Below are 25,361 nucleotides of genomic sequence, written 5' to 3' on the forward strand. Positions count from 1 at the left end.
GCGCTCAGGTGGCTCCGGCCTTGCCGCTGCACGGTGACGTGCCCGGCAGGGGCCGAATCGGAATCACGCCGCCGCGAATCCGGCGGTGATGCACCAGACGGTCCCGGTACGACTCGCTCATGTCCAGCGGATCCCAGTCGAACTGGTCGTCGAGTTTCACGTCGACGCTTGCCACGCCTGGCAACGCACTCAGTGTCCGGTACGCTTCGCTCGCGAACGGCGCGCCCATCAGGCAGCCATATTCCGTGACCGCGACCGTAACGGTGACGTGCATGCCGTGCGGGAGCGCTGCAAGCTCGACGCGCCGGACAAGGCCCATATCGTCGAGACCTGCCGCGCACCCGGCCGCGACGCTGCAAGGATCGATGATGCCGTTCAGCGCCGCACGCACCTGCGTTTCGCCGATCATGCCGCACGCTCCTGCTGCGCCGCCTGGCTCCATGGCGGCGCGAGGGCAGCGAGCCGGCCGAATTCGTCGCCCGCGAGCCGCTGCCGCAGCGCGGCGACATTCCAGCCGAGAAAGCGCGCGTGGTTCAGGCCGAGAATTTGCCGCTTCATCGCTTCCGTGAGTTTCGGGTAGCCGAAGCCCTCGCACATGTCGTCCGGAATCTGAAAATCCCAGAACAATTCGATGAACGGGCGCGGATGATGGGCAACGCACCCCGTAGCCCAGAAGATCCTGTCTTCACCGCCCCATACCAGCAGCGAGCCGAGCAATTCGGCGAAGCGGCGCGGCGAGCGCTGTAGCAGATACGCGCTGCTGCCTTCGAGATTGACTGTCACGTTTGGAAAGCGCTGCATCTGCCAGGCGGTTTCCTCAAGGAACGCGATCCCGCCATGCACGACCTCGAAGGTCAGGTCGGGAAAGGCGGTGGCCGCGCCCGCCACGTCGAACGGAGCGAACGGTTCGCTCGGCACCTGCCCTTGCGGAATCGCCTTGTGCGTGGCAATCATTTTCACGCCGAGCTTGCGTGCTTTTTCCAGCAGCGGGAATGCGATTTCAGGGTCGTCGAGCCGGTAGCTCTTCACCTCGCCGTCAACCAGATCCATTGGATAAAACTTGAGGCCGACCACTTTGTCTTCTTCGACCAACTGATCGATCAGGTCGAGCGCGTCAGGCTGCCAGGGACTAACCGGCCCATACAGCGCCACGCGATCCGGGTAACGTTCGCGCATCGCGCGGCCGACCGAGAGTGGCGAGCCGCCGTCGCGATAGATGCCGTAGAGCGGCGTGCCGTGATAGATACACACGTCGGTCTGGCTTTCGGCGAACAATGCCTGTGCCATCAGATCGGGATCGGCGGCATGCCGGAAGCGCTCGCGCGACAACGCCCATTTGGGATCGCCATCGGGAATCAGCTTGCTGTGACCGGCGTAGAGCGTGTCGGACAACTGTATGGCCACACGTTCCTTGAAAATGCCGTCGACATGATTTTCCAGCGTCGTGTTATAGCCGTGTACGGTCGAGTCGATGACGAATACATCATCGAGCGGCCAGCGAGGTTGGGCGTCTTGCATAGGGTGTCTCCTCCTTTTTTTTGCGGTGGCCGTGGCCGTGGCACGTCAGCGTTCGTCGACTACCGTGTTGCGCAGGATGCCGATCCCTTCGATTTCTGCTTCGATCACGTCGCCGTGTTTCAGCAGCCGCTCCGGGAAACGCCTGTTGAATCCCGCGACGCCGCTGGTGGTACCGGTCGTCACGATGTCGCCCGGTTCGAGGGTGAGACGGGACGACCAGTAAGCGAGAATCTCGCCGCATTTGAAAATCATCTGGCGGGTGTTGTCGTGCTGCCGCGTTTCGCCGTTGACACGTAGCGCAATGTTCAGCGCGTCGGGATCGGCGAGTTCGTCGCAAGTGACGATGCAGGGGCCGAGCGGGCAGGTGGTATCGAGATTCTTGCCCTGAAACACGACGCCGGTCGGTTTTTCGACGACGATCAGATCGCGCATGCTGATGTCATTGACGATCGTGAAGCCGGCCACCGCTTCGCGCCAGTTGTCCGCACTCAGGTCGCGGCAGCGTTGGCCGATCACCATCGAGAGTTCGATCTCGTAATCGAGTTCCTCTGTGTGGCGCGAGCGCGTAATGGCTTCGTCGGGACCGATCACGGCGGACGGCATCTTCAGAAATGCGACGGGATATTGAGGCAGTTCGCGTAACACGCCGGCGTCGCGTCCTTCCTGGATGTGGCCGCTGTAGTTCGCGCCGATCGCGATGATCTTGCCGGGCCGTTGCAGCGGCGCAAGCAGCCGGACCGCGGCGAGCGGGCGCAGGATTCCGCTGCGAGCGAGAACGGTGTTATCGGGGCTTTGCGCGAGTGCGTGAACGTGCCGCAGCGCGTGGCGCGCCGCGCGCATCGAATGGCCGCCGCCTTCCAGAAAGCGCTTCATATCGGCAGGAATGCGGATGCGGGCCAGATCGTCGGCGAATGGGTCGTGCTCGACGTCTCTTCGCCATGCGGCGTACGCGAGAGAGAGATCGACCACACTGGCGCCGGCACCGGGCAAAGCTCTGGCCGATTCGACCAGTGCGCCGACGCGGGCGCCGGGGGCGTCGGGTGTGTGGAAAGAGACCAGCTTCATGAGTCACTCCAGGCTGAGCGTTGCACGATTCGTGTGACACGGGCCTGAACGGCATAAGGCGCGAGTTCCTGCGCGAGGCGTGCCTCGGCTTCCGCGGAAATGCGCGTGCCGAGCACGACGACGTCGGTTACGCCCGCGACAGCGAGCAGTGCCGGCCGCACGGAGCCCGCCGTGGTCACGGGACGATACTGGCAACCGGCGCACATGCCGGTGTACTTCACGGTCACGACACCGTCGGCGCTGAGGTCGATCAGTTCCAGACCGCCGGCATGAGCGCGGATCATTTTCGATAGCGCGTCGACCGTCTGGTCGACCGCCTTGCGCTCGGCGCTCATGCTTTCACCGCGCCCGCAGCGGCGTGCGGATTCGTCGCCGGCAATGCAGCCAGCTCCCGTTTTTTCTCTTCGATGTTCACGCCCATCAGGCGCGCGAAGTTCTCGCCGAGAATCTTGCGGCGATCGTCGCGCGTAATCTGTGGATAGCCATAGCCCACGCGCAGATCTTCGGGTATTTCGATTTCCATGAACGCGTTCAGATAAGGAGCCGGTCCGCCTGCCAGCGCGGCCTCCGAGCCCCACAGGATCTTGTCGGAGCCGACCATCTGAAGCAGCCGGCCAAGATGATCCTGCACGCGGCGCGGTGCGATCCGGTAGAACGTCATATAACCTGCCAGCGACAGGTAGACGTTCGGAAACCGCGCAGCGATGGACAACATCTCCTCGAAATACGGAAGCGCGAGATGATGGACCACGAAATTCATGTCGGGAAAATCACGCGCCGGGCCTTGCAGATCAATCGGACTCAGATATTCCATGTTCTGCAGACCGTACGGATTGCCTTTGTGAAACTGCAACACGCGGATGCCGGTGTTGCGGGCGCGCTCGAACAAAGGGTATGCAATGCGTTCGTCGTCGCACCGCCAGCAGTCGGCGATCTTTGCATGACCGTTGTAGAACTTGAGCGACTTCGCGCCGAGCGTGCCGACCTGGAAGTCGATCTGATCCAGAGCGTCGTTCAGTCCACGGTACATCGGGTCCACACCGCCGCAGAACATGACGCGCTGCGGGTGGGCTGCGGCCATGGCGTGCTGGGTGAGGACCGGCGCGTACCAGTCTTCGAACCAGTCGAACATCGGCACGACCTGGGTCATGGCCATGTCGGTGGGGGAGCTGTTGAACACGAGATCGTACATGTCGTCGACCTCCCAGCGGCGAGCCCACTCGAAGTCGGGATCGTCGTGACGCGGCACACCCGGCCAGCGCAGTTTGTTCACGTAAGCCAGAATCCTGTCTCGTGCCGGCGCGGCGTCCGCGCGGTCGCGACGGATGTTGGGCGTCGACATGTCGTACAGGTGGATGACGTTATCGAACACGAAAATGTCGTCAATCATGATGCGCTCCAGAAGCAGGCGACGGGCGGTGATTCACGCAGCGACGCTGCGGGTATCCAGTTGTGGTGAAAAGGAGGTAGGCCGAAGGATCACGCTGCGCATGGCGAGCATCGGCGCGAGCCGATCGACTTCGCGCCGATAAACTGCCCAGCGTGGATCGCTTTCCAGTGCGGCGCGCATCTGCTCGCGGCTCGCGAGACTCTGGTGTCGCCATAAATGCGTCACTTCGTTGAGCGGGCCGATATCGGTGACGAACATACCGAGGAAGGTGCCGTCGAACGCGGCAACATGATCGAGTTGAACCGGCAGCGCGTAGTTCTCCCATACGTCGAGCCAGGCCTTCAGCTTGTGCATGTCGACCGTATAGGTGCGTTGTTCGACGATCATCCCGTGACTCCTGCGCCGCCTTCAGGCGTGGCAAGCGAACCGAACACCTCGTAGAGCGCGGCGGCGTCCTGGTCGGCGCGCTGCTGTTCCTCGGCGACGGCATAGATCTTCAACGCGGCGTCGAAAAGAGGCGTTACCGCGCGGTGGCTTGCGATGTAGTCGGCAATGATCCTGGTATCCTTGAATGGAATTGCCAGATCGGCTGCCTTGGTGACGGGATCGTCGTAGACACCGGCGATCATCAACGGCACGCGGGCACGCCAGATGCCGGAAGCAGCGGGGCTATTGCCGATCACGTCGTGAATCAGGTTCATATCGATGCCTGCGCGCGTGGCGAACTGCATCGTTTCGGCAATCAGAACCGTCGTCGTGCTGACCAGGTGGTTCACGACGAATTTGAGTCGTGACGACATGCCGAATGCGCCCACATAGCGTTGCTGCCGCGAGATCGCCTGAAGCACCGGCTCGACTTCGCGCCAGGCGGTTTCGTCGCCGCTCACGAGTGCGCTCAGCGTGGCCTCTTTAGCCTGCACCGCGCCGCCGATCAACGGACAGTCCAGCAAACGCGCGCCGCTTGAGCGGTTCAGGGTCGCCACCGCGCGTTCCTTGTCGTCGATAGAGAGCGTGCTCGTTTCCAGAATGACGTGGGGAGCGTGCGTCGCTGCTGCGAGTTGATCGATCACCTGATGCAGCGCGGCGCCCGAAGGCAGCGACAGAATCAGATGATCACTGTAGGCCGCGACTTCCGCGAGTCGGGTTGCGACTTCGCCGCCGATATCTGCCAGCGCCGCACGCCGCGCGGGGGCGATGTCATAGCCTTTCACTTGCCAGCCGCGTTCGAGCAGCGAGTTCGCCATTGGCAAACCCATCAATCCGATGCCGATTATTCCGACTTTGCCTGCCATCGTTCAGCTCCTCCAGGTTCCAGAATGCCTTCAAATAATTTATGATTCATATTGTATTCAAATTGAATTCAATAAGAGAGGCGTGATTTCCCTAAGGTCGATCACGTCGGCTCGTGAGGTCTTTTTTAGCGGCTCAGATGACGTCGAAGAAATTCGATGGCCGGTTGCGTAACCAGATCGAAGTCGAACGAATACGTGGGAGTGACGTCGCAATAGTGATTCATGAACGGAATCACATGAGTTTCGGCGTGCGGATTGTTATGGCGCTTCAACGCTTCGTTCATCCACTGCGTTTGTTCGACCGGTACATGCATGTCGAACGCGCCATGAATGCCGAGCACCGGTTGACGAATTTTGTGAGCATGACTGATGGGTTGCACCTCTTCATAAAATGCGCGGTGTTCGTCGGGTGCGCCGCCTAGCCACTGGCAAAGCAGTGCGTAGCGTCCGGGTGCGTATCCCGCTACGCCGCGCACATGCTGCAGCAGATCGGTCGGTGAGCCGAATGAAAGCGCGGCGCGCAGTTCGGGCCATTCGGCGGCCGCGCGCAGTGCGCTCGTGCCTCCACGCGACATGCCCATGACGGCCGTGCTGTCCGGCGCGACCGAAGGTTGGCGTTGCAACCAGTCGAATGCGATCTTGATGTCGCGGTGATCGTCGATCGGCGAGCCGGCGCGGTAGGTGACGGACAGCGCGTGAAAGCCGCCTGCCGCGAGCCGGCTCGCCAGCCAGTCGATGCTGTCGATCAGGCCAGTGCTGATGCCGCCGGGACAGACGATGACAGCCGGCGCGCGTTGGCCGTTGGCAGGCGCGTAATGGCGTGCACCGAGGGTGAGGCCGTCGCCCGTGAGCGTGACATCATGGGTGGAGTAGCTGGGGTTCGACACAATCGGTTCTCCGGATGATGGATGACTGAAACGAATCGGGATCTGTCGTCATGCGCTCGGCGGCCTTCTCGGCCAGCATGATGACGGGGATGTTCGTATTGCCGGTCACCATGGCCGGCATGATCGACGCGTCGACGACGCTCAGACCGTTCACGCCGTACACACGGCAGTCGGCGTCGACTACGGCGAGCCGGTCGGCCGGCGCGCCCAGCTTGCAGGTGCCGGCGACATGGCCAACCGGCACCGCGCGCTCGCGCGCGACCGCTTCGAGCAGCGTATCGTCGCCGCGCAAAATTTCTGCATCGATTCCGACGTAGGCGATCGCGCGCCGACGCAGTGACCCGTACATGTCGAGTGCGCTGCTGAGTAAGCGCGCTTTCACGGCATTGGTTAGCGTGGGCTGATTCAGTGCGCGAATCAGCTTGCCTTGCGTCGGGAGGCAGGCGCCGTTGAGGTGGGCCGACACAATGGGATCGGCGAGCATGTCGAGCGCGAACCGCAGACCGTCGCGCAAACGCACGCGATCGCGCTCGTCGGAAAGCAGATTGAATTCCACCTTCGGCGCTGCTTGCGGCGCGGCAGAGTCGAGCGTAACGCTGCCACGCGAAAACGATTTATAGACGGAGACGCCGACACCGCCCATCGCGCGGCCTAGCGCATGCCACGAGGTTTTGTTCAACAGCACCATGAACATATCGCTGGCGGGGCAATTCGCAATACCGGACGAGTAGCGCAGGCAGTTGCTGAAACCCGGCCGCAACGCCGCGGATTGCCGTGAATTGCGTTTCAGATGGGCCGCGATCGAGAGCATAGGATGATTCAGCAGATTGCGGCCGACGCCTGGCAGATCGGCTTGCACCTCGATGCCGAGCGCGCGCAACGCGACCGGATCGCCGACGCCCGAACGCATGAGCAGCGTGGGCGAGTAGATCGCGCCGGCCGCGACGATCACTCGCCGGGCCTGTACTTCGTGCGCCACGCCGCCGGTGGTCAGCGCGACACCCGTGACGGTACGGTCGCGAATCAACACACGATCCACGTGTGCCGACGACACGATGCGTAAATTCGGCCGCGCGCGAACCTGTGCGTCCAGATAGGCGGTGGCAGCGGAGATGCGCCGTTCGGTCGTGTTGCTCATCGGTACCGCGGCAATGCCATCGCGAAACTCGCCGTTCATGTCGCCGAGTTCGGTGAAGCCGCGCTGACGCAATGCGGCGGCGGCTGCGGCGCTGAATGGCGGCCATTGCGCGGCATGATGGCGGCGGATTGTGACAGGTCCCGTGTCGCCATGCAGCGGGCCTGCGTAATCCATGTCGCGCTCGATACGTCGAAAGTAGGGCAGCACGTCCTCCCAACTCCAGCCGCTCGCGCCGTTCTGCGCCCACTCGTCGTAGTCGGCCGGCAGACCGCGCAACGCCGCCATGCCCATCACGGACGAGCCGCCGCCGATCACTTTCGCCTGCTCGAACGGCCGGGGCGCTTCGCCTGGACGCACCTGCGCGAGCAGATCGTTCCAGAAGAATTCACGTTGTCCATACGAGCGCGGATAGCTGTCCAGCAACGTGCCGGGTTCCGTGCCGGGAGCGAAGTCGCGGCCGGCCTCGAGCAGCAGAACGGTGACGCGCGGATCCGCGGACAAACGGCTGGCCAGCACGCAGCCCGCCGAGCCTGCACCGATGATCACGACGTCGTAGGCACCCAGGCTGGCGGGCGTCGGCGTGGCGCTCATGACTTCGTACTCCGTGACGTCGAGCAGGCGCGGCGCTTCACAGCAGGCCGCCATTCACGTGAAGGATCTGACCGGTGACGCCACGCGCGGCGTCGGTGGCGACGAAGTGAACGACATCGGCGATGTCGACGGGCATGGCAATGCGACCTTTGGGCGTGGCGGCAATGACGGTTGCGCGTCGGGCTTCAGTGGTCTGCGACATCATGGTCTGGGTGGCGGTCATGCCCGGCGACACGACGTTCGCGGTAATGCGGCGCGCGGCGATTTCCCTGGCGAGCACGCGCACGTAGACTTCGGTCGCGGTCTTGGCGCCCGAGTACGAAGCCGTGCCGGGATACGGCTGGCACGCCGTACTCGAAGAAATGAACACGATGCGTCCGCCGTCGCGCACGTTGCGCGCCGCCAGTTGAAGCGCAACGAACTGGCCGCGTGCGTTCAGTGCCATGACGCGGTCGAAATCCGCTTCACTCGTGTCGATCACGCTCTTCACGACCGCGTCGCCGCCGGCATTCAACACGGCGATATCCAGACCGCCGAAAGTCGCGGCGGTCCGATCGAACAACTGCGCGATCGCTTCGGGATCGCGGACGTCGGCAAGTACTGCGCTGGCCATGCCGCCGGTTCGCTCGATGTCGTGAACTACAGTTGCGGCGTCTTCCTGATCGGCGTCGTCGCGATAGTTTACGACCACGGCCGCGCCGCCTCGTGCGAGCGTGCGTGCGATCTCGGCGCCGATGCCGCGGCTCGCACCGGTGACGAGGGCCACTTTGCCGCTCAACGGCGTAGTCGGGGTGCGCGGCGCAGTTGCGCGGGATGAATCATTCATGAGGCTGTCTCTTGCTGATCGCTTTTCTGGGGCTGCAAGCGTGGTAGCAGCGAGCGCATACCGGATGCGCTCGTACTGGACTCGTGTCAGGCGGCCGGCGCGACGCCGGTGCGAATGTGCTGTCCGGTGATCCACCGGGCTTCGGGGCTGGCCAGGAAGGCGACCACGTCGGCCGCTTCTGTCAGATCCGCAACGGGCTTGCCGCCCGGATTCGCAGTGACGACGTTGACCGTGACGCCGCGCGCGCCGATCTCCTTCGCCAGCACCCGGCAGTACAGTTCCGACGCCGCGCTCGCGCCCGCGTGGACCGCGTTGCCGATCTCCAGCGCGTGGGACTCGTCGCCCGACGTCACGACGATGCAGCCGTTGTCGCGTACGCGCCGGCCGGCCTGTTGCAGAACGAAGAAACGCGCTTTGGCGTTCAGCGCGGTGAGCCTGTCGTAGTCGGCGAGGTCGACGTCGGCCAGCGGGCAGGACGCCAGTGCGTCCGGTGCATTGCTGACAACGATGTCGATTCCGACACCTTCGACAACGCGTTCGGCCTCGTCGAACAAGGTTGCGATAGCTGCCGGATCGGTCAGGTCGCCGCAAAGGGCCGAGGCTTGGCCGCTCGCGCCACGGATGGTAGCGACCAGAGCATGCACCGCCTCAACGGACGACTCACGCAATGCATGCAGCACCACCCTTGCGCCTTGTGCCGCCAGCGCAGCGGCGACGCTCGGACCAATGCCCTGGCAGGCCGCCGTGATCAGCGCGGATTTGCCGGAAAGGGCGCCAGTTTGCATCTCGTCTCCTGTTTATTGTCAGCCGCTCGACGCATCTGTTGCGTTCGCTGAATTGAATTCAATTTGAATTCATAATAGGGGTGAGCGATATGACTGTCAACCGTCATCATCCGCTCGGGCACGAGACGAGGGTTTTCCCTCTCATTGCAATACATTGAGAGCGCGCTTTAGAATTCATAATGAATTCAATTTGAATCCTATCTTGTTCGTGGGCTCTGTCGCCCGCTTGCGCCAACCATAAGGACCGCTTTATGCCAAATCCGATCTCGGACGCCGAACGCGAAGCACGTGTCGAGCTTGCCGCGCTTTATCGACTGATCGAACAGCACGGGTGGGGCGAAGGAATCTACAACCACGTCTCGCTGCGCATTCCCGACGCGCCCGACCATTTCCTGATCAAGCGCCACGACCTGATTTATTCCGAGGTGACGGCTTCGAATCTCGTCAAGGTCCGCATCGACGGCGACCTCGACGAGACGGCCGGTGTCAACCGGCCGGGATTCGTTCTGCATGGCGGTGTGCTGTCGGACCGACCGGACATCAACTGCGCGATTCATGTTCATACGGCGGCGGGCATTGCCGTTTCCGCTGACCGCGCGCCGCTCAAAATGGTGTCGCAATATGCCGTTCGCTTTTACGGCCGCATCGGTTATCACGAATACGAGGGAATCACCGATGGCTTGAGCGAGCGCGAGTCGATTGCGCGCGATCTGTCGAGTCACACCGCGCTTTTCATGCGCAATCACGGCGTACTCGTCGTCGCCGCAAGCGCGCCCGCGGCGTTCACCCGCATCAAGGATCTGCTCGAGGCGTGCCGTATCCAGTTGATGTTGCAGGCGAGCGGCGATCGGCTCGTGGAAGTGCCGCCGGAAGTTTGCGAGAAAACGCTGCGTCAGTTCGAAAAGCACGACAACGGGCGCGGCGGTGCGGAGTGGCCAGCTTACCTGCGTATGCTGGACCGGCTGGACGCCTCGTACAAGCTTTGAGGTTTGAAACGGCCGCAGCGCGGCCGCTTTACGCCGCTATTAGCGCATGCCGCGAAAATATTTGACGACAGTCTCGGCCACGCGGTGCAGATGTTCCTCTGCCGCTTTCTGTGCCGCTGCGCCATCTCGCGCGAGCAGCGCCTTGAGGATCGTCTCGTGCTCGTCGATGACGCTGTGGGTGGGAACATGCTGCCGCACGCCTTCAATACGCGGCCGCCGTACGTGGCTGGACAGCATTGAATGCATATCCGCCAGCACGGGATTGCCCGTCAATTCGATCAGTTTGCGATGGAAAGACTGATTGAGCCTGAAGTACTCCTCTGTCTCATCGGAATCGAAGTGCTGGCTGAATCGCTCATGCAGTTGGGCGAGTTCTCGAAGCTGTGCGTCCGTTGCGCGTTCGCAAACCTGGCGTGCCGCGTAGCCTTCCAGTGCGGCGAGGACATCGAGTTTGTCTTCGATGGTCTCGACGGAAATGGGGCTCACGATCGCGCCGCGATTGCGGAAAAGCTGCACCAGCCCTTCCGATGCCAGCACCTTTAACGCTTCGCGTAATGGCGTACGCGACACTTCCAGTTCCTCGCATAGCTCGCGCTCCGAGATCGGCGTGCCAGGACGAAGTACCCCGTCGACTATCTTGTTGCGCAGAATTTCGGTGACCTGGTGATGAAGCGGCTGAGTGTCTTGCGTCATGAGTAGATGGAAGGGTCGATGGTTGTGCTGCGCGGCGAACGCCAGAAAGTTGGAATCGCCCAGATTGCATTCGATTGGTATTCTGAATGTATCACAGCATTCATCGCACTGAAACTGTGCGATTGGATGCCGCGCCGACCCAGACGTGCGCATGACGAAGCGCACGCACCGGCGCCGGAAATTTCGTCAACTTGGCCCGCTTTTCCCTTGCGGCGCCGCATTCCGCCACATTGCACGCAGGCTTTCCCTCTACCGCTAGTGGAAAACGATAAATGAATTTAAATTGAATTCAATTTAAATTCAATCTGCGTGCTCGATAACAGATGCGTACGCCGAGTGCGGGCCACCAGAAAAAATTCGACAGAAGAGCCCGCGGACGACATGACAAGGAGGAGACGGAAGTGAAAAAATTTGCAGGACTAGGTTTGTTGATTGTCAGTAGTGCTGCTTTTTCACAGAGCAGCGTGACACTCTACGGACGGCTGGACGCCGGCGTGCAATATCTCAGTAATGTGGCGGGCGCCGACGGGCGGCGCTCCGCACTGTGGAGCGCCGACAGCGGCGATGATGGCGCAAGCGCTTTCGGCGTCTACGGCACGGAGGATATCGGCGGTGGCTACAAGGTGAACTTCAAGCTGCTCGACTATCTGCTCGTGACAAACGGGCTGAGTGCTACTCCATTCTGGAACAATGCCTGGGTGGGCATGTCAGGACCGTTCGGCTCGTTCCGGATGGGACGCGACGACTCGATCCTGAAAGACGGCAACTTCGACTACGACCCGTTTTCGCAGCAGCACGCCGGACTGGCTTCGCTCGTGCGTGGCGCGAACTGGCCGAACTTCAGCAATACATTCAGCTACTACACGCCGACTTTCGGCGGCTTTGACGCGGGCTTTCAATACTCGCTGAGCGGCGTGCCCGGCCAGTTCAATAGCGCGCGCGCCGACGGCGTGCAACTGAGCTATCGACTCGGCGCGTTTTCGGCACGAACGGTCTACCAGGAGGTTCGCGATCCGAACGGCAAATACAGCGATCTGTACACGGCCCAGAAGCAGTTGTTCGCCGCGGCCGCGTTTGTGGGCGGCGCATTCAAGGTGCAGGTCTCGTACACCTATATGGCCGCGCCCGACGCTCCGCTCGGCGGTCCACGATATGCCGATTTCGGCTGGTTGGGGCTGACTTACACCGCTTCGCCGTTTCTGCGCGTCACCGCTGCTGCATACCATATCCATCAACGCGATGGGCAAGGCAGTGCGACGCTGCTGGACCTTGGACAGACCTATAACCTGTCGAAGCGAACTTCTCTTTATGCGACCGTGGGCTATCTGATCAATGGGAAAAACACCAACTTCTCCGCGGTCGAACAGCCCGAGACCTCGGCCTGGAATCCCGCACCAGGCCACAATCAACTCGGCTTCTATGCAGGCGTCATGCATTACTTCTGACAGCTTACGGATCGATAAAAGGACTTCACATGAGAAAAACAATCGTGGCGCTTCTGCTAGCCGCAAGCCTTCAGACGATGGTGACCGCGCCCGTCGCGCAAGCTCAGTCGGCGAGCGGAGCGGCTTTGCCGGACGACGCCGTTGCGCATCCCAATCGTTACTTCCGGAAACAGTCGCCCGAAGACAAGCAACTCACACGGTCGGTTCGCAGACAGATCGCGAAGCTGAAAGGTGTCGATGTCAGCGACGTGTCGGTCAGTTCTCGCAATGGACTCGTGCGCCTTACCGGGACGGTACAGCGTGCCGACGAGTCGCAGCAACTCGGTCAGGCGGTGCAGGGCATGACGGGAGTGAACGCGGTCATCAATTCGCTGACGATTCGAACGCGGATGTAGGCGGACGGCGAGTCGCATCTGGAAATCAGCCGAGTGTGTCGTTCGCATGAGAAGGCGGCGCGCTCGACGTCCACGCGCTGCGCTGCCAGTCTTCGCCATTTCGCAAATAGGGTTTGAACAGGGTACATCCTATTGGTAGGGATACCCATTCGCATGTACCTTGAAAGCGTGAAGGTGCGCGCACGGAGCACGGGACAGATGCTGCGGCGCGGAGGAGACAGGAGACGCGACGTGCAGAATCCTTCGACCGAATGGTCAACCAGCGACGTTCCTTTGGGCGACCGCACCGACGCCTGGGAATCGGTACTCAGTGCGAGTTATCGCGAGTGGCAGGTTCCGCGTCGTCTTCCGGCCACGTTCTATGCCCATGTGAAGCAGCACGACTTCGCCGGGGCGGGGATTGTCGAGACAGTTTGCGACCCTTGCATGGGACAACGTACGCGCGGACACGTCCGCCACGACGATGAGCTTTACGTCGGCGTTCAATTGACGACCGCCGGCCGCGAGCGGTTCAGGATCGGAGATTCCGGTGTGGAGGTCGCCTCGGGCGATGTCGTCGTCTGGACAACCGACCAGGTTGTCGAGTTCGAGGTTCTCGAGCGCCTGCACAAGGTCACCTTGATGATTCCCTGGTCGGTGATGCGTGAGCGCTTACCGGAACGCAAACACCCGCCCACCGGCGGCAAGATCGAAAGCCGCACGGGCGTTGGCTCGCTGCTCGCCGTTCACCTGCTCGCGCTTTCAAATGAAATCGCGACGCTCGACGAGAGCGTTCAAGGCCCCGTCAACAGGTCCACACTCGAGCTGCTGGGTATCGCGCTATCAGGTCAGCAACCGTCTGCAACGTTCGATGCGAGCGCGGCCATGCTTCGGCGCGTGCAGGACTTCATTCTGCAACATCTGCACGAAGACGATCTGAATCCAACCCGAATTGCCGAAGCAAACCGCATTTCGCTGCGCTATCTGCATATGCTTTTTCAGCGCAGCGACATGACCGTCTCGGGGTGGATTCTGGACAGACGGCTGCATGCCTGCAAGCTGGCTCTGACGGATCCCGCCTACAACCGCCAGCACATCTCGGAGATCGCATTCCGCTGGGGTTTCAATTCGACCAGCCATTTTTGCCGGGCGTTCAAGGAAAAATATGGAGCCTCTCCGGGCGACGTGCGCCGGACGGTGGGGGCCGGGCCTGCAGATGAGCCGGCATGACAGGCAGACGACAGGCGGACAGGAGATGACCTGTCCGCTCAATAACGAAACTGTCTGGTAAGGCGACGCCACGCCGCGTTGCGCGTTGCGGCCAGCCAGTTACACCGAGAAGCGGCAGAGCGTCTCGCCGCCATCGATGCGAATGAGATCGCCGTGAATGTAACTCGATTCGTCCGAGGCGAGAAATACCGCGAGGTTCGCGATATCTTCGACTTCGCCCCAGCGTTTCAGCGGAATGGCGTCCGTGAACACCTTGTCGAAGTCTTTGTCGTCGAATAGCGCGCGTGTCAACGACGTTTTCGCATACGTGGGGCAGATACCGTTGACGCGAATCCTGTCGCGCCCATATTCGATTGCCAGGCAGCGTGTCAGATTAGCGGCCGCGCCCTTCGATATGTTGTAGACGGACTGCTTCGGGTGGCCTTGCAAGCCGGCAGTCGAAACGATGTTGATGATATTGCCGCCGCGCGCCTGCTTCAGAAATACCTTGATGGCTTCCTGACAGCCGAACCACGTGCCTTTCACATTCACGTCGAAGCAGACGTCGAGGTCTTCGACCGCGAACTCGTGGGCAAGCTTGCCGGCCCGATATATACCGGCGTTGTTGACCATCACGTCGAGACCGCCGTAGAGCCGGACCGTTTCCTTGACCAGGTTCGCAACCTGGTCGAGCCTCGTCACGTCGCATGCCACATACTGAGCCTTGCCGCCGGCCCCGGTAATGGCGGCTACGGTAGTCAACTGCGGGTTGCCTTCGAAGCCGCCCTGGTTCGGTGCCTCGTGGATATCGCTGACAACCACGCTGGCACCTTCCGCTGCATACGCCATTGCGATGCCGCGACCGAATCCCGAACTTGCGCCCGTGACGATGGCGACCTTTCCTTTGAGCCTTTCCATGAATCCTCCTGGGAGAAAGGATGGCCAGCCGCAACGGGTTGGCCGTTACCGCGTTCAGCGTGCCGTAAAGGCGCCGTCGACTGTGAGCATGGAACCCGTCATCCACTCCGCGTCGTCGGAAGCGAGGAATAGCGCGGCTCTCGCGACATCGTCCGCGGTGCCGACGCGCGGCCACGGCGTCAGGTCGTGAAGCAGCTTGTTGGTATCGTCGTTTTCGAGGAAGGAGCGCACCATCGCGGTTGCGAGAAACCCGGGGCAGATCGCGTTCACGTTGATGCGCTCGGGCGCGAAGTCGAGTGCGAGTTCGCGTGTCAGATTGACGACCGCTCCCTTCGACGCGCAATAAGCCGGTTCGAGCGCCAGCCCGACCAGGCCGCCGATGGACGCGATGTTGACGATCCGGCCACGGACCTGGGCGCCGGTCGACGTCGTCAGCGGTTCCTGTTTCATGAACTGCGTGATAGCGTACTTGCAACCGAGCCAAACGCCTTTTGCATTCACGTTCATCGTGAAATCGTATTGCTCTTCCGTCTCGTCGATGATGCTGTGCAGACCGGTAAACACGCCCGCGTTGTTGACGATGATGTCGAGCCGGCCGAAGGTCGAAACCGCATGGCCGATGATCTTCTGGACGTCGGCCGCTTTGCTGGCGTCCGCCGCGATGAACGTGGTCTTGCCGCCTTCCCGGGTGATGACCGCATCGGTATCGGTTTCGATATCCTTCTCGTAGCCGCCTTGCAGTGCCGACTTCTTCAGATCAGAGCAGACGACATGCGCGCCCTCGCGCGCGAGAGCTAGCGCGATTGCTCGTCCATTTCCCGAACTGGAACCGGTTACGACGGCGACGCGACTTTCAAGTTTGCGGGTCAAGATTGTCTCCTTGAGTAGTAGTACTTTCGAATGACTTCGCGTTACATGATTCGTAGACGATGCGTGACGCCCGATGTGCCCGGTCAGGCGGGAAATGCCGTGAACGTATGAACCGCAATTTTTCCGTCCTTGACGACCAGTGTGTCCGTTGCCAGGGTAACCCAGGGCTTCGCCTCCCACGCGAGGTATGCCACGTCGCGCACCGTGCTCATGCTCGTAATCCTGAACGCCGGCCAGAACGCCGGGTCCGCGCCGTCAAGGAAGGCCTTGAAGAAGCCGGTTATCTCCTCGCGGCCGCGAAAGGTCTTGTCCGGCGTGACGAGCGCGGAGTCGTCGTCATAATCCTTGAGAATCTCCGCAACGCCGTGAGCAAAGGCGCCGAGATGATGGTCGAGGATCTGCCTGGTTGCAGCTTCGGTCTGTTCAGAGGAATTTGACATGTCGAATGTCCACAGGAGGGGCGGCGGGATGTATCGGCAACGATGAGCGTGCCGATACATGACATGGAAAGCGGACTTTTCAGCCCGCGTACGCGCGCTGGGCTTCGTCCCAGGTGACCACCACGATTGGCGTGCCGTCTTCCTTGATAAAGGAAAGCGGGCCGAGGAACGTCATATAAAACTCACTGTCGACCGGGAACGAGGTTTTGTCGTGACGGGCATTGGCAGACTCGTAGCCGTATGCCGGCGCCACGACGGTGTCGCCGCCATCCTCGCTGCCGCCACGGACGTCCATGCGGCCTTTTGTCAGCAGATATTCGCCTGGCCCGACGTGAAAGTGAGAGTTAAAGGACGAGCCGGCCGGACAGTCGAAAATCGCAGTCCACGCGCCCATCTCGGGCGAGGCGTGGAGCATCTTCCAGCGAATGCCGCCTCGGGAAAGTGCGTCCGGGAAGGGCTTCCACGGAATGTCGTCGATCTGAACGGCTTCTTCGCGAACCTTCGGTTTGATTTCCATCGTCGTCTCCTGATTTCGCCGAACCAGAATCGAGTTCGGTAAGGTTTGTGGGTGAAACAACGATATCGCAGGCAACGAGACAAAGATTGCACGCTAGCGCAACTCGGGTTGCCTGACAGTGCAGTGGAGGTGTGGAGGTGTGCGGACGCCAATGCACGGCTTCGATTTCTTCGCCGCGTACCGGAAACGGAATGACTCATGCATCGGGCCACCCAATGTCTGGCGTCCATGATTTGCGCCGCACGCCGAGGGACTTCTCAGGGTGCGAAACTCAGGCTCCGCTCACCGTACGTGCAATGGTGTCGCAGAGCCACTGCTGCGCCGCTGAATCCTCAGGGCGAAGTTGCCAGCAAAGGTCGACATCGAAAGACGAGACAGGAAACGGCAGTGGCAGCGGGCGCACGCAAATCCTGCACAGGCGGGCCAACGCCGATTGTTCGCCCCGTAGCAATTGTGATTTCACGCTATCGGCATAGAAAAAAGATAGGTCCCACCTAAACTGAATTCTGTCAGCGGCGCGCGTCTCACCGACTTGCACCGCTCTTGAAACCGGATTAGGGATCCATCATGAAAAACAGACTTCTTGCGATGTTGCTCGTTGCGGCCACTACCTCCATCGCTGCGCCTGCATTTGCCAGCGGCTATGGACCGGCGCCTTCCTACCGTCCTTCGGTCGGGGCTCCCGCGTCACAACGAGGCCAGAGCGCACAAACCGTCGCAGCGGAACGCAACGATGCGGTCGGCTCCGTCAATGATTCGTACGGCGGCGTGGTTGCGCAGTCCGTGGCGTCTGGCAGCCGTCAACCTGACCAGTCGGCTGCTCGCCTGTACTCGCGTCATTAATTCGAAAGGCGTCTGCTGATCAAGGCTGCAGCGAGGTGTCGAAATGCTGAAGATTATTCAAGGTGCGGTCGTGATCGCTGTGCTGATGCTTTATCTGGCGCCCGCAATGATTGCCGACGCCAGAAACCGGGAAGACGCCTTTGCGGTGACGATGGTGAACATTCTGCTCGGGTGGACGGTTCTGGGCTGGTTCGCTGCGCTGATATGGGCGCGGCATCCGATCAGCGACCGTCGATTGAAGCACTTCGCAAGACGGGCGCAACGCGCAGTTGCACGCGTTACCATCAACGCAATCGTTGCCCGATCCGAAGGTCGTGCCAGTTCAATCCCGGTGGTCAACCCTCGGCTGGTGCCGTTGGTAGCGCGCATTGCGGCAAGGAGCAATCGCTGCCCAAGGAATTGAGTTTTTTCCGCATGGCAAGGTACGGTCTACCCGTGGCTGTCGATCCATGCGCGAGCCCATTCGAGTCCAGCCTGCTGCGCGCCCTCGTCAGTATCGAAAAAGCCAAGGACACCGGACGCTTCAATCACCCTGTTGTTTTGAGTAATGGTTCCGCTGGCAGCGTAAGGTCCAGGTCGATGCGGTTCCTCATGCTGCTGTATTGCATGTCCCCAGATGTTGTAGCCGTGGTAGGTTTCCGATTCCATTAACGCGACACCCCGACATAAGCCTGGCGGGAATCGACCCGCAGGATGTTCCCCTCAGGCGTGATCTGCCGCGGGATGTCTGTCAGATCAGGTGTTGCGGTTCGCGAATCCGCCGGGATTTCACGCTGTTTCGCAATCAACTTCGGCGCGGGCGCCCGAGCGCTTCGTGCATGATATTTCACGGTCCGCGAAGCACTGTGCCGATGTATCGACTGTTTATGCGACAGTTTGGCGGGCGGTGCGTCGGCCCGCGCCTCAGGCGGATTCCAGACTTCCACATAGCGTTCGCCTGCCGACACAGTAGAAACAACTGTCAGCAGCAGTGCGCCGAGGCCCAAGAATCGAAGCATGTCTTCTCCGTATTTTTCCAGTCGTTCCAAACCTTGCACGACTCACGGTTCCTACGCATGAGGCGCCGTCGCATGCGGCCACACGGCGGTCGCGCACCCAACATCGCGACGGAAGTCCGTGCGGGATACTGTACATTCATACAGGTATTTTGGCAAACAATGACATCGTCGTTGTCGCGCTCGCCAACCCGCTAATGACCAGGTTATCGGGAATGCGGCCTCGGGAATGCGGCCACGTCACTCCTTTCTCCGCTTCACGCTGCGTGCAGCAGTAATCCAGACGGACATAGACCTTGCGTCGATTCACGACGCGCCCTTGTAGGTCGCGACAAAGCCCGCGAGGTCTCCCCAGTTCGGCGAAGACAGCAATTCCGGATGATCCTGCTGAACTTTGAGCGCGACGCTACGAAAGGCTTGTGCACATGCCGAAAGGCCAACTGGCTGCGAAACGGGAGACGGTACAGGTGAGTTTCCCGGCATTGGCACATTCAGCCTGGGCGCAGGGCCCGGCGTTTTCATTTCGGAAAGGGCGGAACTGAGCTTCGAAAGTTGTGTGCGTGCACTGACCGGGGCGGAGTACGTGCCGCCGGCGTTGAATTTATCCGCGAGAAGCTGAAGGATCGACGTATGGTCCAGGTCGCCGGAAAAGACGCCGCCCGGCGTGACATAGGGCGAGATCAGGAATGCTGGTACCCGCAGCCCGGTAGTCTGAAACCGATATCCGGCAACGTCGGTCGGGATATCGAGGGGACTGACATGATCGAAGAACCCTCCATGCTCGTCGTACGTGACGATCATCAGCGTCTCATTCCATCGCTCTGACGTGGAAATCGTTTGATAGATGTCGGCGAGGAACGCTTGCCCTGGAGCAACGCCGGTAGGCGAATGGTCGTCATTCGGAGTCCGGTGTGGCCCGTCCGTGTATTCCGGTTCGATGAAAATGACTTGAGGCATGTTCGAACCGTTCGTCCAGTCTGCCTTGAAGCGCGAATACCGCCTGAACCTGCCGCCAATGCCATCCAACGGCAAGGCGAGCGACGTCACTATTTCGGGCAACCACTTGGGCATCAGGCTGAAGAACGGGAAAAATCCTCCCGACTGGTAGACACACCAGCTTGTGGCGTGTGCGGTCAGCCAGTCATATACCAGGGACTGCTGTGGGAGAAAACCAGAAACGTTGTCGCTAATCGCACTCTCTCCCGACATGGCCATCAGGCGATTGGCCTGGGTTCCGGTCGGAAGCGGCGCAAACCAGCTATCGCAAATCGTGAAATGGTTTGCGAAGAAATCGTAAACAGGCAGCGCATCGGCGGTGTAATAGCCCATTACCATCGAGAGATCGGCTGGCGCAGGGTGTCGTGCCGCGTAGCTTGCAACGAACCCACCCAGTTCGGGGCAGCCTCCACTCGCGCACGGCGTGTTTATTTGTATCGAAATCGGCGTGCGGTCGTGCGGAGGGTCGGGGATCAGTTGGGTCGCCGGCGAGAGAGCATGGATCGCATATGTCCTGTCGTCGTAAAGATTCGCGAAATTCTGCTGCCACGCGGGGTCGGCAGAGAGTCCGTTGACGTCTTTTCCGTCGAGGCTCAGATAACCGAGAACATGGTCGAACGACCGGTTCTCCATCATGACGATGATGATGGTTTTAATGCTGTCCATTGACATGCTGCCTCCGTACAACGGCATCACAGCGACCATGTCGCCTGCCAGGTTCGCGCCCCGCAGGAAACTACGGGAGCGCGACACTGCAGACCTCCTGACGCGAACCTGTCTCCTGCATTGGCGGCTTGCAGCGCGAGCCGGGATCGGATAGCTCAAATACTCGTTGCAGAAGAGCCGCACTTTCAACGCAGGCTCTATACCAGAGTCTTGCTTCCGGCTAGACGTTAAGGCTAGTTCACGTTACATCGCCGTTCAACTTCAGTTCTCGCTGAAGGCAAGTTGTTCCCGCTTCGCTCGATCCAATAGGCCTTTGCGAACCCGACTGATGGCAAGCCGTAGGAAGTCGGGTGGATCGGAGGAGAGGAGCATCCGCGCCTGGAGTGGCGCGGCGCGTGGCGCTTTCAGCGCGACAGCAACGACACCGTTGCGATGCCGAGAATGGTCATCACGAGCGACGCACCCACATGAATCACGATCTCGCCCGCAGCCCAGCCGAGCCGGCCGTCCTGCAACCGCTGCACGACTTCCGCTGAAAAAGTCGAGAAGGTCGACAGACCGCCCATCAAGCCGGTGATGACGAAGAGCCGCCATTCCGGTGCGAGCTGCGGCGCCCGCGCAAACCCTGCGACGGCGACGCCGATGACGTAGCCGGCAATCACGTTGGCGGCGAAAGTGCCGAGCGGCAAGCCGCTGAACAGGCCGTTCAGGCGGATGCCCAGAAACCAGCGAAACAACGAACCGAGCGCGCCGCCGATTCCGACGGCGAGAATGGACCAATACATGGGAGGCCTGGCAAAACCGGGGGTGTCGACAAACCGGGCTGAGCATGGAGCGCGATGCTGCGTCCGCAATCATCCGGGCGAGCAGGCATCATCAGCCACAAGGGCGGTTAAAGGAGAATGCCATCTCCAGCGCAGGAGTCTAACACCGGCGAGGGCATGTGGGGACAGTTCGGCGTGGGCGCGGACAGCCCGCCGGCCCGCGCTGTCCGCCCGGATCCGGCATGCCCGGTGGCGAGGCGCACGTGCGGGAGCCGGAGCCGCCAGTGCGCTCATGCGAAGCAAAACCGCCGCCGAAGCTTTCTTACTCGGGTGTCGCCGAAATCTTGTGGATCGACAGGTCGGCGCCGTTGTACTCGTCTTCCTGGTCGAGCCGCAGGCCCACTGTCAGCCGGATCGCGCCGTACACGAGCGCGCCGCCGAGCGTCGCCACCACAATCCCGCCCAGCGTGCCGACCAGTTGCGCCCCGAACGACACGCCACCCATGCCGCCGAGCGCGCGCAGGCCGAAGATGCCCGCCGCGAGGCCGCCCCACGCGCCGCACAGACCGTGCAAGGGCCATACGCCCAGCACGTCGTCGATGCGCCAGCGGTTCTGCACGCAGGTGAACATATAAACGAAAAGCACGCCGGCAATGCCACCCGTCACCAGCGCGCCGAGCGGATGCATGATGTCGGAGCCGGCGCAGACCGCCACCAGTCCGGCAAGCGGCCCGTTGTAGGTGAATCCGGGGTCGTTGCGGCCGGCGAGCCACGCGGTCAGGGTGCCCCCCACCATCGCCATCAGCGAATTGACGGCGACGAGGCCGCTGATCTTGTCGACGGTCTGCGCGCTCATCACATTGAAGCCGAACCAGCCGACCGCCAGCACCCACGCGCCCAGCGCGAGGAACGGAATATTCGACGGCGGATGCGCGGCGATGCCCCCGTCGCGGTGGTAGCGCCCGTGGCGCGCGCCCAGCAACAATACCGCCGGCAGGGCGACCCAGCCGCCGAACGCATGCACGACCACCGAGCCGGCGAAGTCATGGAACTGCGCGCCGAACACCTCGGCGAGCCAGTTCTGGATGCCGAAGCGGCCGTTCCACGCGATCCCTTCGAAGAACGGGTAGATGAAGCCGACCAGCACGAACGTCGCGAAGAGTTGCGGATTGAATTTCGAGCGCTCGGCGATGCCGCCCGAGACGATCGCGGGAATCGCGGCGGCGAAGGTCAGCAGGAAGAAGAAGCGCACCAGCGCATAGCCGTTGTGTGCCGCCAGCGACTCGGCGCTGCCGAAGAACTGCACGCCGTAGGCGATCGCGTAGCCGATAAAGAAGTAGGCGATCGTCGAGACCGAGAAATCCACCAGAATCTTGACCAGTGCATTGACCTGGTTCTTTTTGCGCACCGTGCCGAGTTCGAGAAAGGCGAACCCAGCGTGCATCGCCAGCACCATGGCGGCGCCGAGTAAGAGGAAGAGGGTATCGGTGCCGGTTTTAAGACTTTCCATCGATGTGTCCTGCTGATGACAAAAAAGCGGGCAATGAATGCAAGAAGCGGGCCAAAGTTGTGCCAAAACGCGTCGATACGGTGCAGTTCGGCACCGGGATGGGATTGGTTGGGTGCTTTGTTAAATGCTGCGGACACGCCTTTGCACATTTTTGCGGCTTTAGCCGGCACAGTTAGTGTGCATAACGTCGTAACCAAGGGCGGAGCGAACCAAAAATGGGCAAAATATTCGATTTCATTTACGTTTAATTCAAAACCCTAACGTGGGGCCGACATTCATCCGGCATTCTTTGCGGCAAATGCCTGGTCAATGGCGTGCCCTCTTTGTTTTCCTGGGTAATCGCCGACATAATGTGCCGTCCCCGAGCATGATCTGCCGGCCACCGACCTCCAGTGCGCACGCATGAGACTGACCACCAAAGGCCTGTTGCTGATCGCGATTCCGGCCGTCTTCGAACTGGCGCTGTTGTCCGGGCTGGTCAAGGCCCAGTCGGACGCGGCGCAGGCGGAGCGCTGGGCCATCCATAGCCAGGACGTGCTGCGTCAGACCACCGCGATTCTCGACCCGGTGCTGGGCGAGTCCGTGGCGCTGCGCGGGGCGGTGCTCGCCAACGACGCCCATTTCGCCACACCGGTAACGGTGTGGATGGACGTCGACCGGCGCATCGACCAACTGGCCGATCTGGTCGCCGACAATCCGGCGCAGGTCGAACGCGTGGTTCAGGTGCGCCAGGCGGTGCAGGCCTACCGGCAATGGTCCGACCGCGTTCAGGACATGCTGCATTCCGGCCGGCGGCGCGACGTGCTTGCGCGCTTTCGCGATCTCGCGCCGACCGACGTGCTCGACCGGTTTCGTCAGCAGCTCGCCGCATTCCAGGCCGAGGAGCGGCGTCTCGACACGCTCCGCTCGAATGCCGCCGACGCCGCGCGCGAGCGGCAGCAAACCCTGGTGGTCGCGGCGGTGCTCGGCTCGTTGCTGTTCGTCGCGCTGGCCGTCTGGTTGTTCACGCGCGGTGTGCGCGGCCGGCTCGCGCTCCTTGCCGATAACGCCGGGCGTCTCGCGGGCAACGAACCGCTGGCGCCGATCGGTCCGGGACGCGATGAAATCGCCCGCCTCGATCTGACCTTGCACGAGACGAGCCGCCGCCTGCTCGAAGCCGAGCGCATCCAGGCGCGCTTCCAGGCCGATCTGGCGCGCCGCACCGGCGAACTCGCGCGCATCAACGAGACCTTGCGTCAGCAGACTCAGGAAAACGAAATGTTCATTTACAGCGTGTCGCACGATCTGCGCGCGCCGCTGGTGAACCTGCAAGGCTTCTCAAAGGAGCTGATTCGCGCGTGCGACGAACTGCGCGTCGCGGTGCGCGAGTCGTCGCTCGCGGCCGGCACGCGGCAGCGCATCGAACGGGTGGTCGACGAGGATATCGGCGAAGCGCTGCACTATCTGCAGACGGCGGTGCTGCGCGCCTCGCACATCATCGACGCGCTGTTGCGGCTGTCGCGCGTGGGCCGGGTGGAGTACCGGCAGCAGAAGGTCGAGGTGCGCGATATCGTGCCGCGCGTGATCGATGCGATGCAAGGCTCGATCCGGGCGCGGCGCGCTCACGTCCACGTGCACGAATTGCCTGCGGTATGGGGCGACCCTACCGCGCTGGAACAGGTGTTCGCGAATCTGATCGGCAACGCGGTGAATTACCTGGATCCGTCACGGGAGGGCAGGATCGAGATCGGTACGACGCCGGCGCCGCCGGGCGTGCATTCGCTGCGGATCTTCTATGTGAGGGACAACGGCCTGGGCATTCCGGCGGTTGCCTTGCCGCGGCTATTCAACGCCTTTCAGCGGTTGCACGGCAATGTGGCGGCCGGCGAGGGCATCGGCCTCGCGCTCGTGCGCCGCGTGGTGGAGCGGCACGGCGGGCGCGTGTGGGCGGAGTCGAAAGAAGGCGTGGGCACGACGTTCTATCTGTCGCTGCCTGAAGCCGACGCGCGGATCGCGCAACTGGCTGCCGGTACGCAAGGGCCGCCGACGGCGCCCGGTGTTCAGGCCGCTCGCGACGCCCGCCCGGCCCTGGAGGAGCGTGATCGAAAGAGCGGCAGCAGCATTGGCAGCAGCAGTGGCAGCAGCAGCGCCGCCGCGCATGCCGCCGATGCCGCCGATGCCAAGCCCGGCATCAGTACGCCTTAGCTCGGTTACGACGCGGTAAAGAGACGACGCGGTTTGAGCAACTGCCTGCCGCGAATCGACCAGTAGCAGCCGCAAGCGATGAGTACGGCGATACCCGCCATGAGCTGGAGGGGCGTGGGGCGCACGCCGTGTATTCCGTTCAGTGCAAAAAGGCCGCGCGCGACGAGCAGCAGCGCCGCCCACATCGACCACGCGGCCTGAACCAGCATGCGCATGCCGGCCAGACGTCGCGCGCGATTTTCACTCGACCAGTTGGCCGGCGCGCGTCCGCAGAAAAAGGCAATTGTCAGCAGCACGACGGCGAGAATCACGATCCAGTCGGTCAGTTCCATTGAAAACACTCCCAAGTCAGCCGGCGACTATAGGAAAGGCTTCCGTTGCAAACTATCGGACTAGTCTCAAATGGGATGAGTTTTGACGAGCGCGGGTTGCCGCAAGGGCAGGGCGCTCGCCGGTATG

Annotated in this window: 29 protein-coding genes and 1 riboswitch; of the genes, 7 read left to right on the top strand and 22 right to left on the bottom strand. The window is 61.7% G+C overall.

The genetic code is table 11. The annotated features are described in order from the left end of the window. Positions 1-4: 4 nt before the first annotated feature. The 11 genes from PDMSB3_RS07335 to PDMSB3_RS07385 all read right to left on the bottom strand — a co-directional run bounded on the left by PDMSB3_RS07335 (position 5) and on the right by PDMSB3_RS07385 (position 9,492). A complete protein-coding gene (locus PDMSB3_RS07335; protein WP_007182362.1) occupies positions 5-409 on the bottom strand; it encodes a metal-sulfur cluster assembly factor in 405 nt (134 codons plus the stop codon). Further along, positions 406-1,518 (bottom strand): amidohydrolase family protein, encoded by a 1,113-nt coding sequence (locus tag PDMSB3_RS07340; RefSeq protein ID WP_007182361.1) that lies wholly within the window; start codon positions 1,516-1,518, stop codon positions 406-408. Before PDMSB3_RS07340 ends, PDMSB3_RS07335 begins: the two co-directional genes overlap by 4 nt. Positions 1,519-1,563: 45 nt before the next feature. After that, positions 1,564-2,583, bottom strand: coding sequence for a fumarylacetoacetate hydrolase family protein (locus PDMSB3_RS07345; protein WP_007182360.1), 1,020 nt, complete (start codon positions 2,581-2,583; stop codon positions 1,564-1,566). Then, positions 2,580-2,918: a NifU family protein gene (locus PDMSB3_RS07350; protein WP_007182359.1), complete on the bottom strand. Its 339-nt coding sequence runs from the start codon at positions 2,916-2,918 to the stop codon at positions 2,580-2,582. Before PDMSB3_RS07350 ends, PDMSB3_RS07345 begins: the two co-directional genes overlap by 4 nt. Then, positions 2,915-3,973: an amidohydrolase family protein gene (locus PDMSB3_RS07355; RefSeq protein WP_007182358.1), complete on the bottom strand. Its 1,059-nt coding sequence runs from the start codon at positions 3,971-3,973 to the stop codon at positions 2,915-2,917. The genes PDMSB3_RS07350 and PDMSB3_RS07355 overlap by 4 nt, the downstream gene beginning before the upstream one ends. 33 nt (positions 3,974-4,006) lie before the next feature. Then, positions 4,007-4,360: an NIPSNAP family protein gene (locus tag PDMSB3_RS07360; RefSeq protein ID WP_007182357.1), complete on the bottom strand. Its 354-nt coding sequence runs from the start codon at positions 4,358-4,360 to the stop codon at positions 4,007-4,009. Further along, positions 4,357-5,265, bottom strand: a complete 909-nt coding sequence (locus PDMSB3_RS07365) for an NAD(P)-dependent oxidoreductase (RefSeq protein WP_007182356.1) — start codon at positions 5,263-5,265, stop codon at positions 4,357-4,359. The genes PDMSB3_RS07360 and PDMSB3_RS07365 overlap by 4 nt, the downstream gene beginning before the upstream one ends. 125 nt (positions 5,266-5,390) lie before the next feature. Next, complete coding sequence (locus PDMSB3_RS07370) at positions 5,391-6,152, bottom strand: alpha/beta hydrolase family protein (protein ID WP_165185577.1); 762 nt, start codon at positions 6,150-6,152, stop codon at positions 5,391-5,393. Continuing rightward, positions 6,124-7,881, bottom strand: a complete 1,758-nt coding sequence (locus PDMSB3_RS07375) for a GMC family oxidoreductase (protein ID WP_007182354.1) — start codon at positions 7,879-7,881, stop codon at positions 6,124-6,126. Before PDMSB3_RS07375 ends, PDMSB3_RS07370 begins: the two co-directional genes overlap by 29 nt. 37 nt (positions 7,882-7,918) lie before the next feature. Continuing rightward, entirely contained in the window at positions 7,919-8,707 is a 789-nt protein-coding gene (locus PDMSB3_RS07380; protein ID WP_007182353.1) for an SDR family oxidoreductase, read from the bottom strand. 86 nt (positions 8,708-8,793) lie between these two features. Next, a complete protein-coding gene (locus PDMSB3_RS07385) occupies positions 8,794-9,492 on the bottom strand; it encodes an SDR family oxidoreductase (RefSeq protein WP_165185580.1) in 699 nt (232 codons plus the stop codon). Positions 9,493-9,743: 251 nt separating this feature from the next. On the opposite strand from PDMSB3_RS07385, the gene PDMSB3_RS07390 reads away from it, so the two are divergent. Beyond that, the gene (locus PDMSB3_RS07390; RefSeq protein WP_007182351.1) at positions 9,744-10,478 is read left to right on the top strand and encodes a class II aldolase/adducin family protein; all 735 of its coding nucleotides are present in this window, start codon (positions 9,744-9,746) and stop codon (positions 10,476-10,478) included. A 39-nt stretch (positions 10,479-10,517) separates the two neighbouring features. Here PDMSB3_RS07390 and PDMSB3_RS07395 read toward each other — a convergent pair whose 3' ends face one another. Beyond that, positions 10,518-11,171 carry a GntR family transcriptional regulator gene (locus tag PDMSB3_RS07395; RefSeq protein WP_165185582.1) on the bottom strand — a complete coding sequence of 218 codons (654 nt, stop codon included), beginning with the start codon at positions 11,169-11,171 and terminating at the stop codon, positions 10,518-10,520. A 401-nt stretch (positions 11,172-11,572) separates the two neighbouring features. Between PDMSB3_RS07395 and PDMSB3_RS07400 the strand changes: the two genes are divergently transcribed. From PDMSB3_RS07400 to PDMSB3_RS07410, 3 genes are all read left to right on the top strand, one after another. Beyond that, a complete protein-coding gene (locus tag PDMSB3_RS07400; RefSeq protein WP_007182349.1) occupies positions 11,573-12,616 on the top strand; it encodes a porin in 1,044 nt (347 codons plus the stop codon). Positions 12,617-12,645: 29 nt separating this feature from the next. Beyond that, positions 12,646-13,011, top strand: coding sequence for a BON domain-containing protein (locus PDMSB3_RS07405; protein ID WP_007182348.1), 366 nt, complete (start codon positions 12,646-12,648; stop codon positions 13,009-13,011). A gap of 231 nt (positions 13,012-13,242) precedes the next feature. Further along, positions 13,243-14,220 (top strand): helix-turn-helix domain-containing protein, encoded by a 978-nt coding sequence (locus PDMSB3_RS07410; protein ID WP_232064133.1) that lies wholly within the window; start codon positions 13,243-13,245, stop codon positions 14,218-14,220. A 99-nt stretch (positions 14,221-14,319) separates the two neighbouring features. Here PDMSB3_RS07410 and PDMSB3_RS07415 read toward each other — a convergent pair whose 3' ends face one another. The 4 genes from PDMSB3_RS07415 to PDMSB3_RS07430 form a co-directional block, all read right to left on the bottom strand. Then, positions 14,320-15,117: an SDR family NAD(P)-dependent oxidoreductase gene (locus tag PDMSB3_RS07415; RefSeq protein ID WP_007182346.1), complete on the bottom strand. Its 798-nt coding sequence runs from the start codon at positions 15,115-15,117 to the stop codon at positions 14,320-14,322. A gap of 54 nt (positions 15,118-15,171) precedes the next feature. Then, on the bottom strand, positions 15,172-15,987 hold the full coding sequence (locus PDMSB3_RS07420; RefSeq protein ID WP_007182345.1) for an SDR family NAD(P)-dependent oxidoreductase: 816 nt from the start codon (positions 15,985-15,987) through the stop codon (positions 15,172-15,174). Positions 15,988-16,070: 83 nt separating this feature from the next. After that, on the bottom strand, positions 16,071-16,427 hold the full coding sequence (locus tag PDMSB3_RS07425; protein ID WP_165185585.1) for a nuclear transport factor 2 family protein: 357 nt from the start codon (positions 16,425-16,427) through the stop codon (positions 16,071-16,073). 79 nt (positions 16,428-16,506) lie between these two features. Continuing rightward, a complete protein-coding gene (locus tag PDMSB3_RS07430; protein ID WP_007182343.1) occupies positions 16,507-16,944 on the bottom strand; it encodes a 2,4'-dihydroxyacetophenone dioxygenase family protein in 438 nt (145 codons plus the stop codon). Between the two features lie 567 nt (positions 16,945-17,511). Here PDMSB3_RS07430 and PDMSB3_RS07435 point away from each other — a divergent pair. Continuing rightward, entirely contained in the window at positions 17,512-17,787 is a 276-nt protein-coding gene (locus tag PDMSB3_RS07435; protein WP_007182342.1) for a hypothetical protein, read from the top strand. A 43-nt stretch (positions 17,788-17,830) separates the two neighbouring features. Continuing rightward, positions 17,831-18,190 carry a superinfection immunity protein gene (locus PDMSB3_RS07440; RefSeq protein WP_165185588.1) on the top strand — a complete coding sequence of 120 codons (360 nt, stop codon included), beginning with the start codon at positions 17,831-17,833 and terminating at the stop codon, positions 18,188-18,190. A gap of 26 nt (positions 18,191-18,216) precedes the next feature. On the opposite strand, the gene PDMSB3_RS37795 is transcribed toward PDMSB3_RS07440, so the two are convergent. From PDMSB3_RS37795 to PDMSB3_RS07465, 5 genes are all read right to left on the bottom strand, one after another. Further along, on the bottom strand, positions 18,217-18,435 hold the full coding sequence (locus PDMSB3_RS37795; protein ID WP_007182340.1) for a hypothetical protein: 219 nt from the start codon (positions 18,433-18,435) through the stop codon (positions 18,217-18,219). After that, entirely contained in the window at positions 18,435-18,824 is a 390-nt protein-coding gene (locus PDMSB3_RS07450) for a hypothetical protein (RefSeq protein WP_157187837.1), read from the bottom strand. The genes PDMSB3_RS37795 and PDMSB3_RS07450 overlap by 1 nt, the downstream gene beginning before the upstream one ends. Before the next feature lie 264 nt (positions 18,825-19,088). Beyond that, on the bottom strand, positions 19,089-20,450 hold the full coding sequence (locus tag PDMSB3_RS07455) for an alkaline phosphatase family protein (RefSeq protein ID WP_232064134.1): 1,362 nt from the start codon (positions 20,448-20,450) through the stop codon (positions 19,089-19,091). 398 nt (positions 20,451-20,848) lie between these two features. Next, the gene (gene crcB, locus PDMSB3_RS07460; protein WP_007182337.1) at positions 20,849-21,229 is read right to left on the bottom strand and encodes a fluoride efflux transporter CrcB; all 381 of its coding nucleotides are present in this window, start codon (positions 21,227-21,229) and stop codon (positions 20,849-20,851) included. A gap of 75 nt (positions 21,230-21,304) precedes the next feature. Further along, positions 21,305-21,366: riboswitch (Fluoride riboswitch) on the bottom strand. A 164-nt stretch (positions 21,367-21,530) separates the two neighbouring features. Then, the gene (locus tag PDMSB3_RS07465) at positions 21,531-22,718 is read right to left on the bottom strand and encodes an ammonium transporter (protein ID WP_007182336.1); all 1,188 of its coding nucleotides are present in this window, start codon (positions 22,716-22,718) and stop codon (positions 21,531-21,533) included. A 402-nt stretch (positions 22,719-23,120) separates the two neighbouring features. Between PDMSB3_RS07465 and PDMSB3_RS07470 the strand changes: the two genes are divergently transcribed. Then, positions 23,121-24,902, top strand: a complete 1,782-nt coding sequence (locus PDMSB3_RS07470) for a sensor histidine kinase (RefSeq protein ID WP_165185594.1) — start codon at positions 23,121-23,123, stop codon at positions 24,900-24,902. A gap of 5 nt (positions 24,903-24,907) precedes the next feature. On the opposite strand, the gene PDMSB3_RS07475 is transcribed toward PDMSB3_RS07470, so the two are convergent. After that, a complete protein-coding gene (locus PDMSB3_RS07475; RefSeq protein WP_007182334.1) occupies positions 24,908-25,234 on the bottom strand; it encodes a hypothetical protein in 327 nt (108 codons plus the stop codon). Positions 25,235-25,361 lie beyond the last annotated feature (127 nt).

The organism is Paraburkholderia dioscoreae, assembly GCF_902459535.1.
Classification (GTDB): domain Bacteria; phylum Pseudomonadota; class Gammaproteobacteria; order Burkholderiales; family Burkholderiaceae; genus Paraburkholderia; species Paraburkholderia dioscoreae.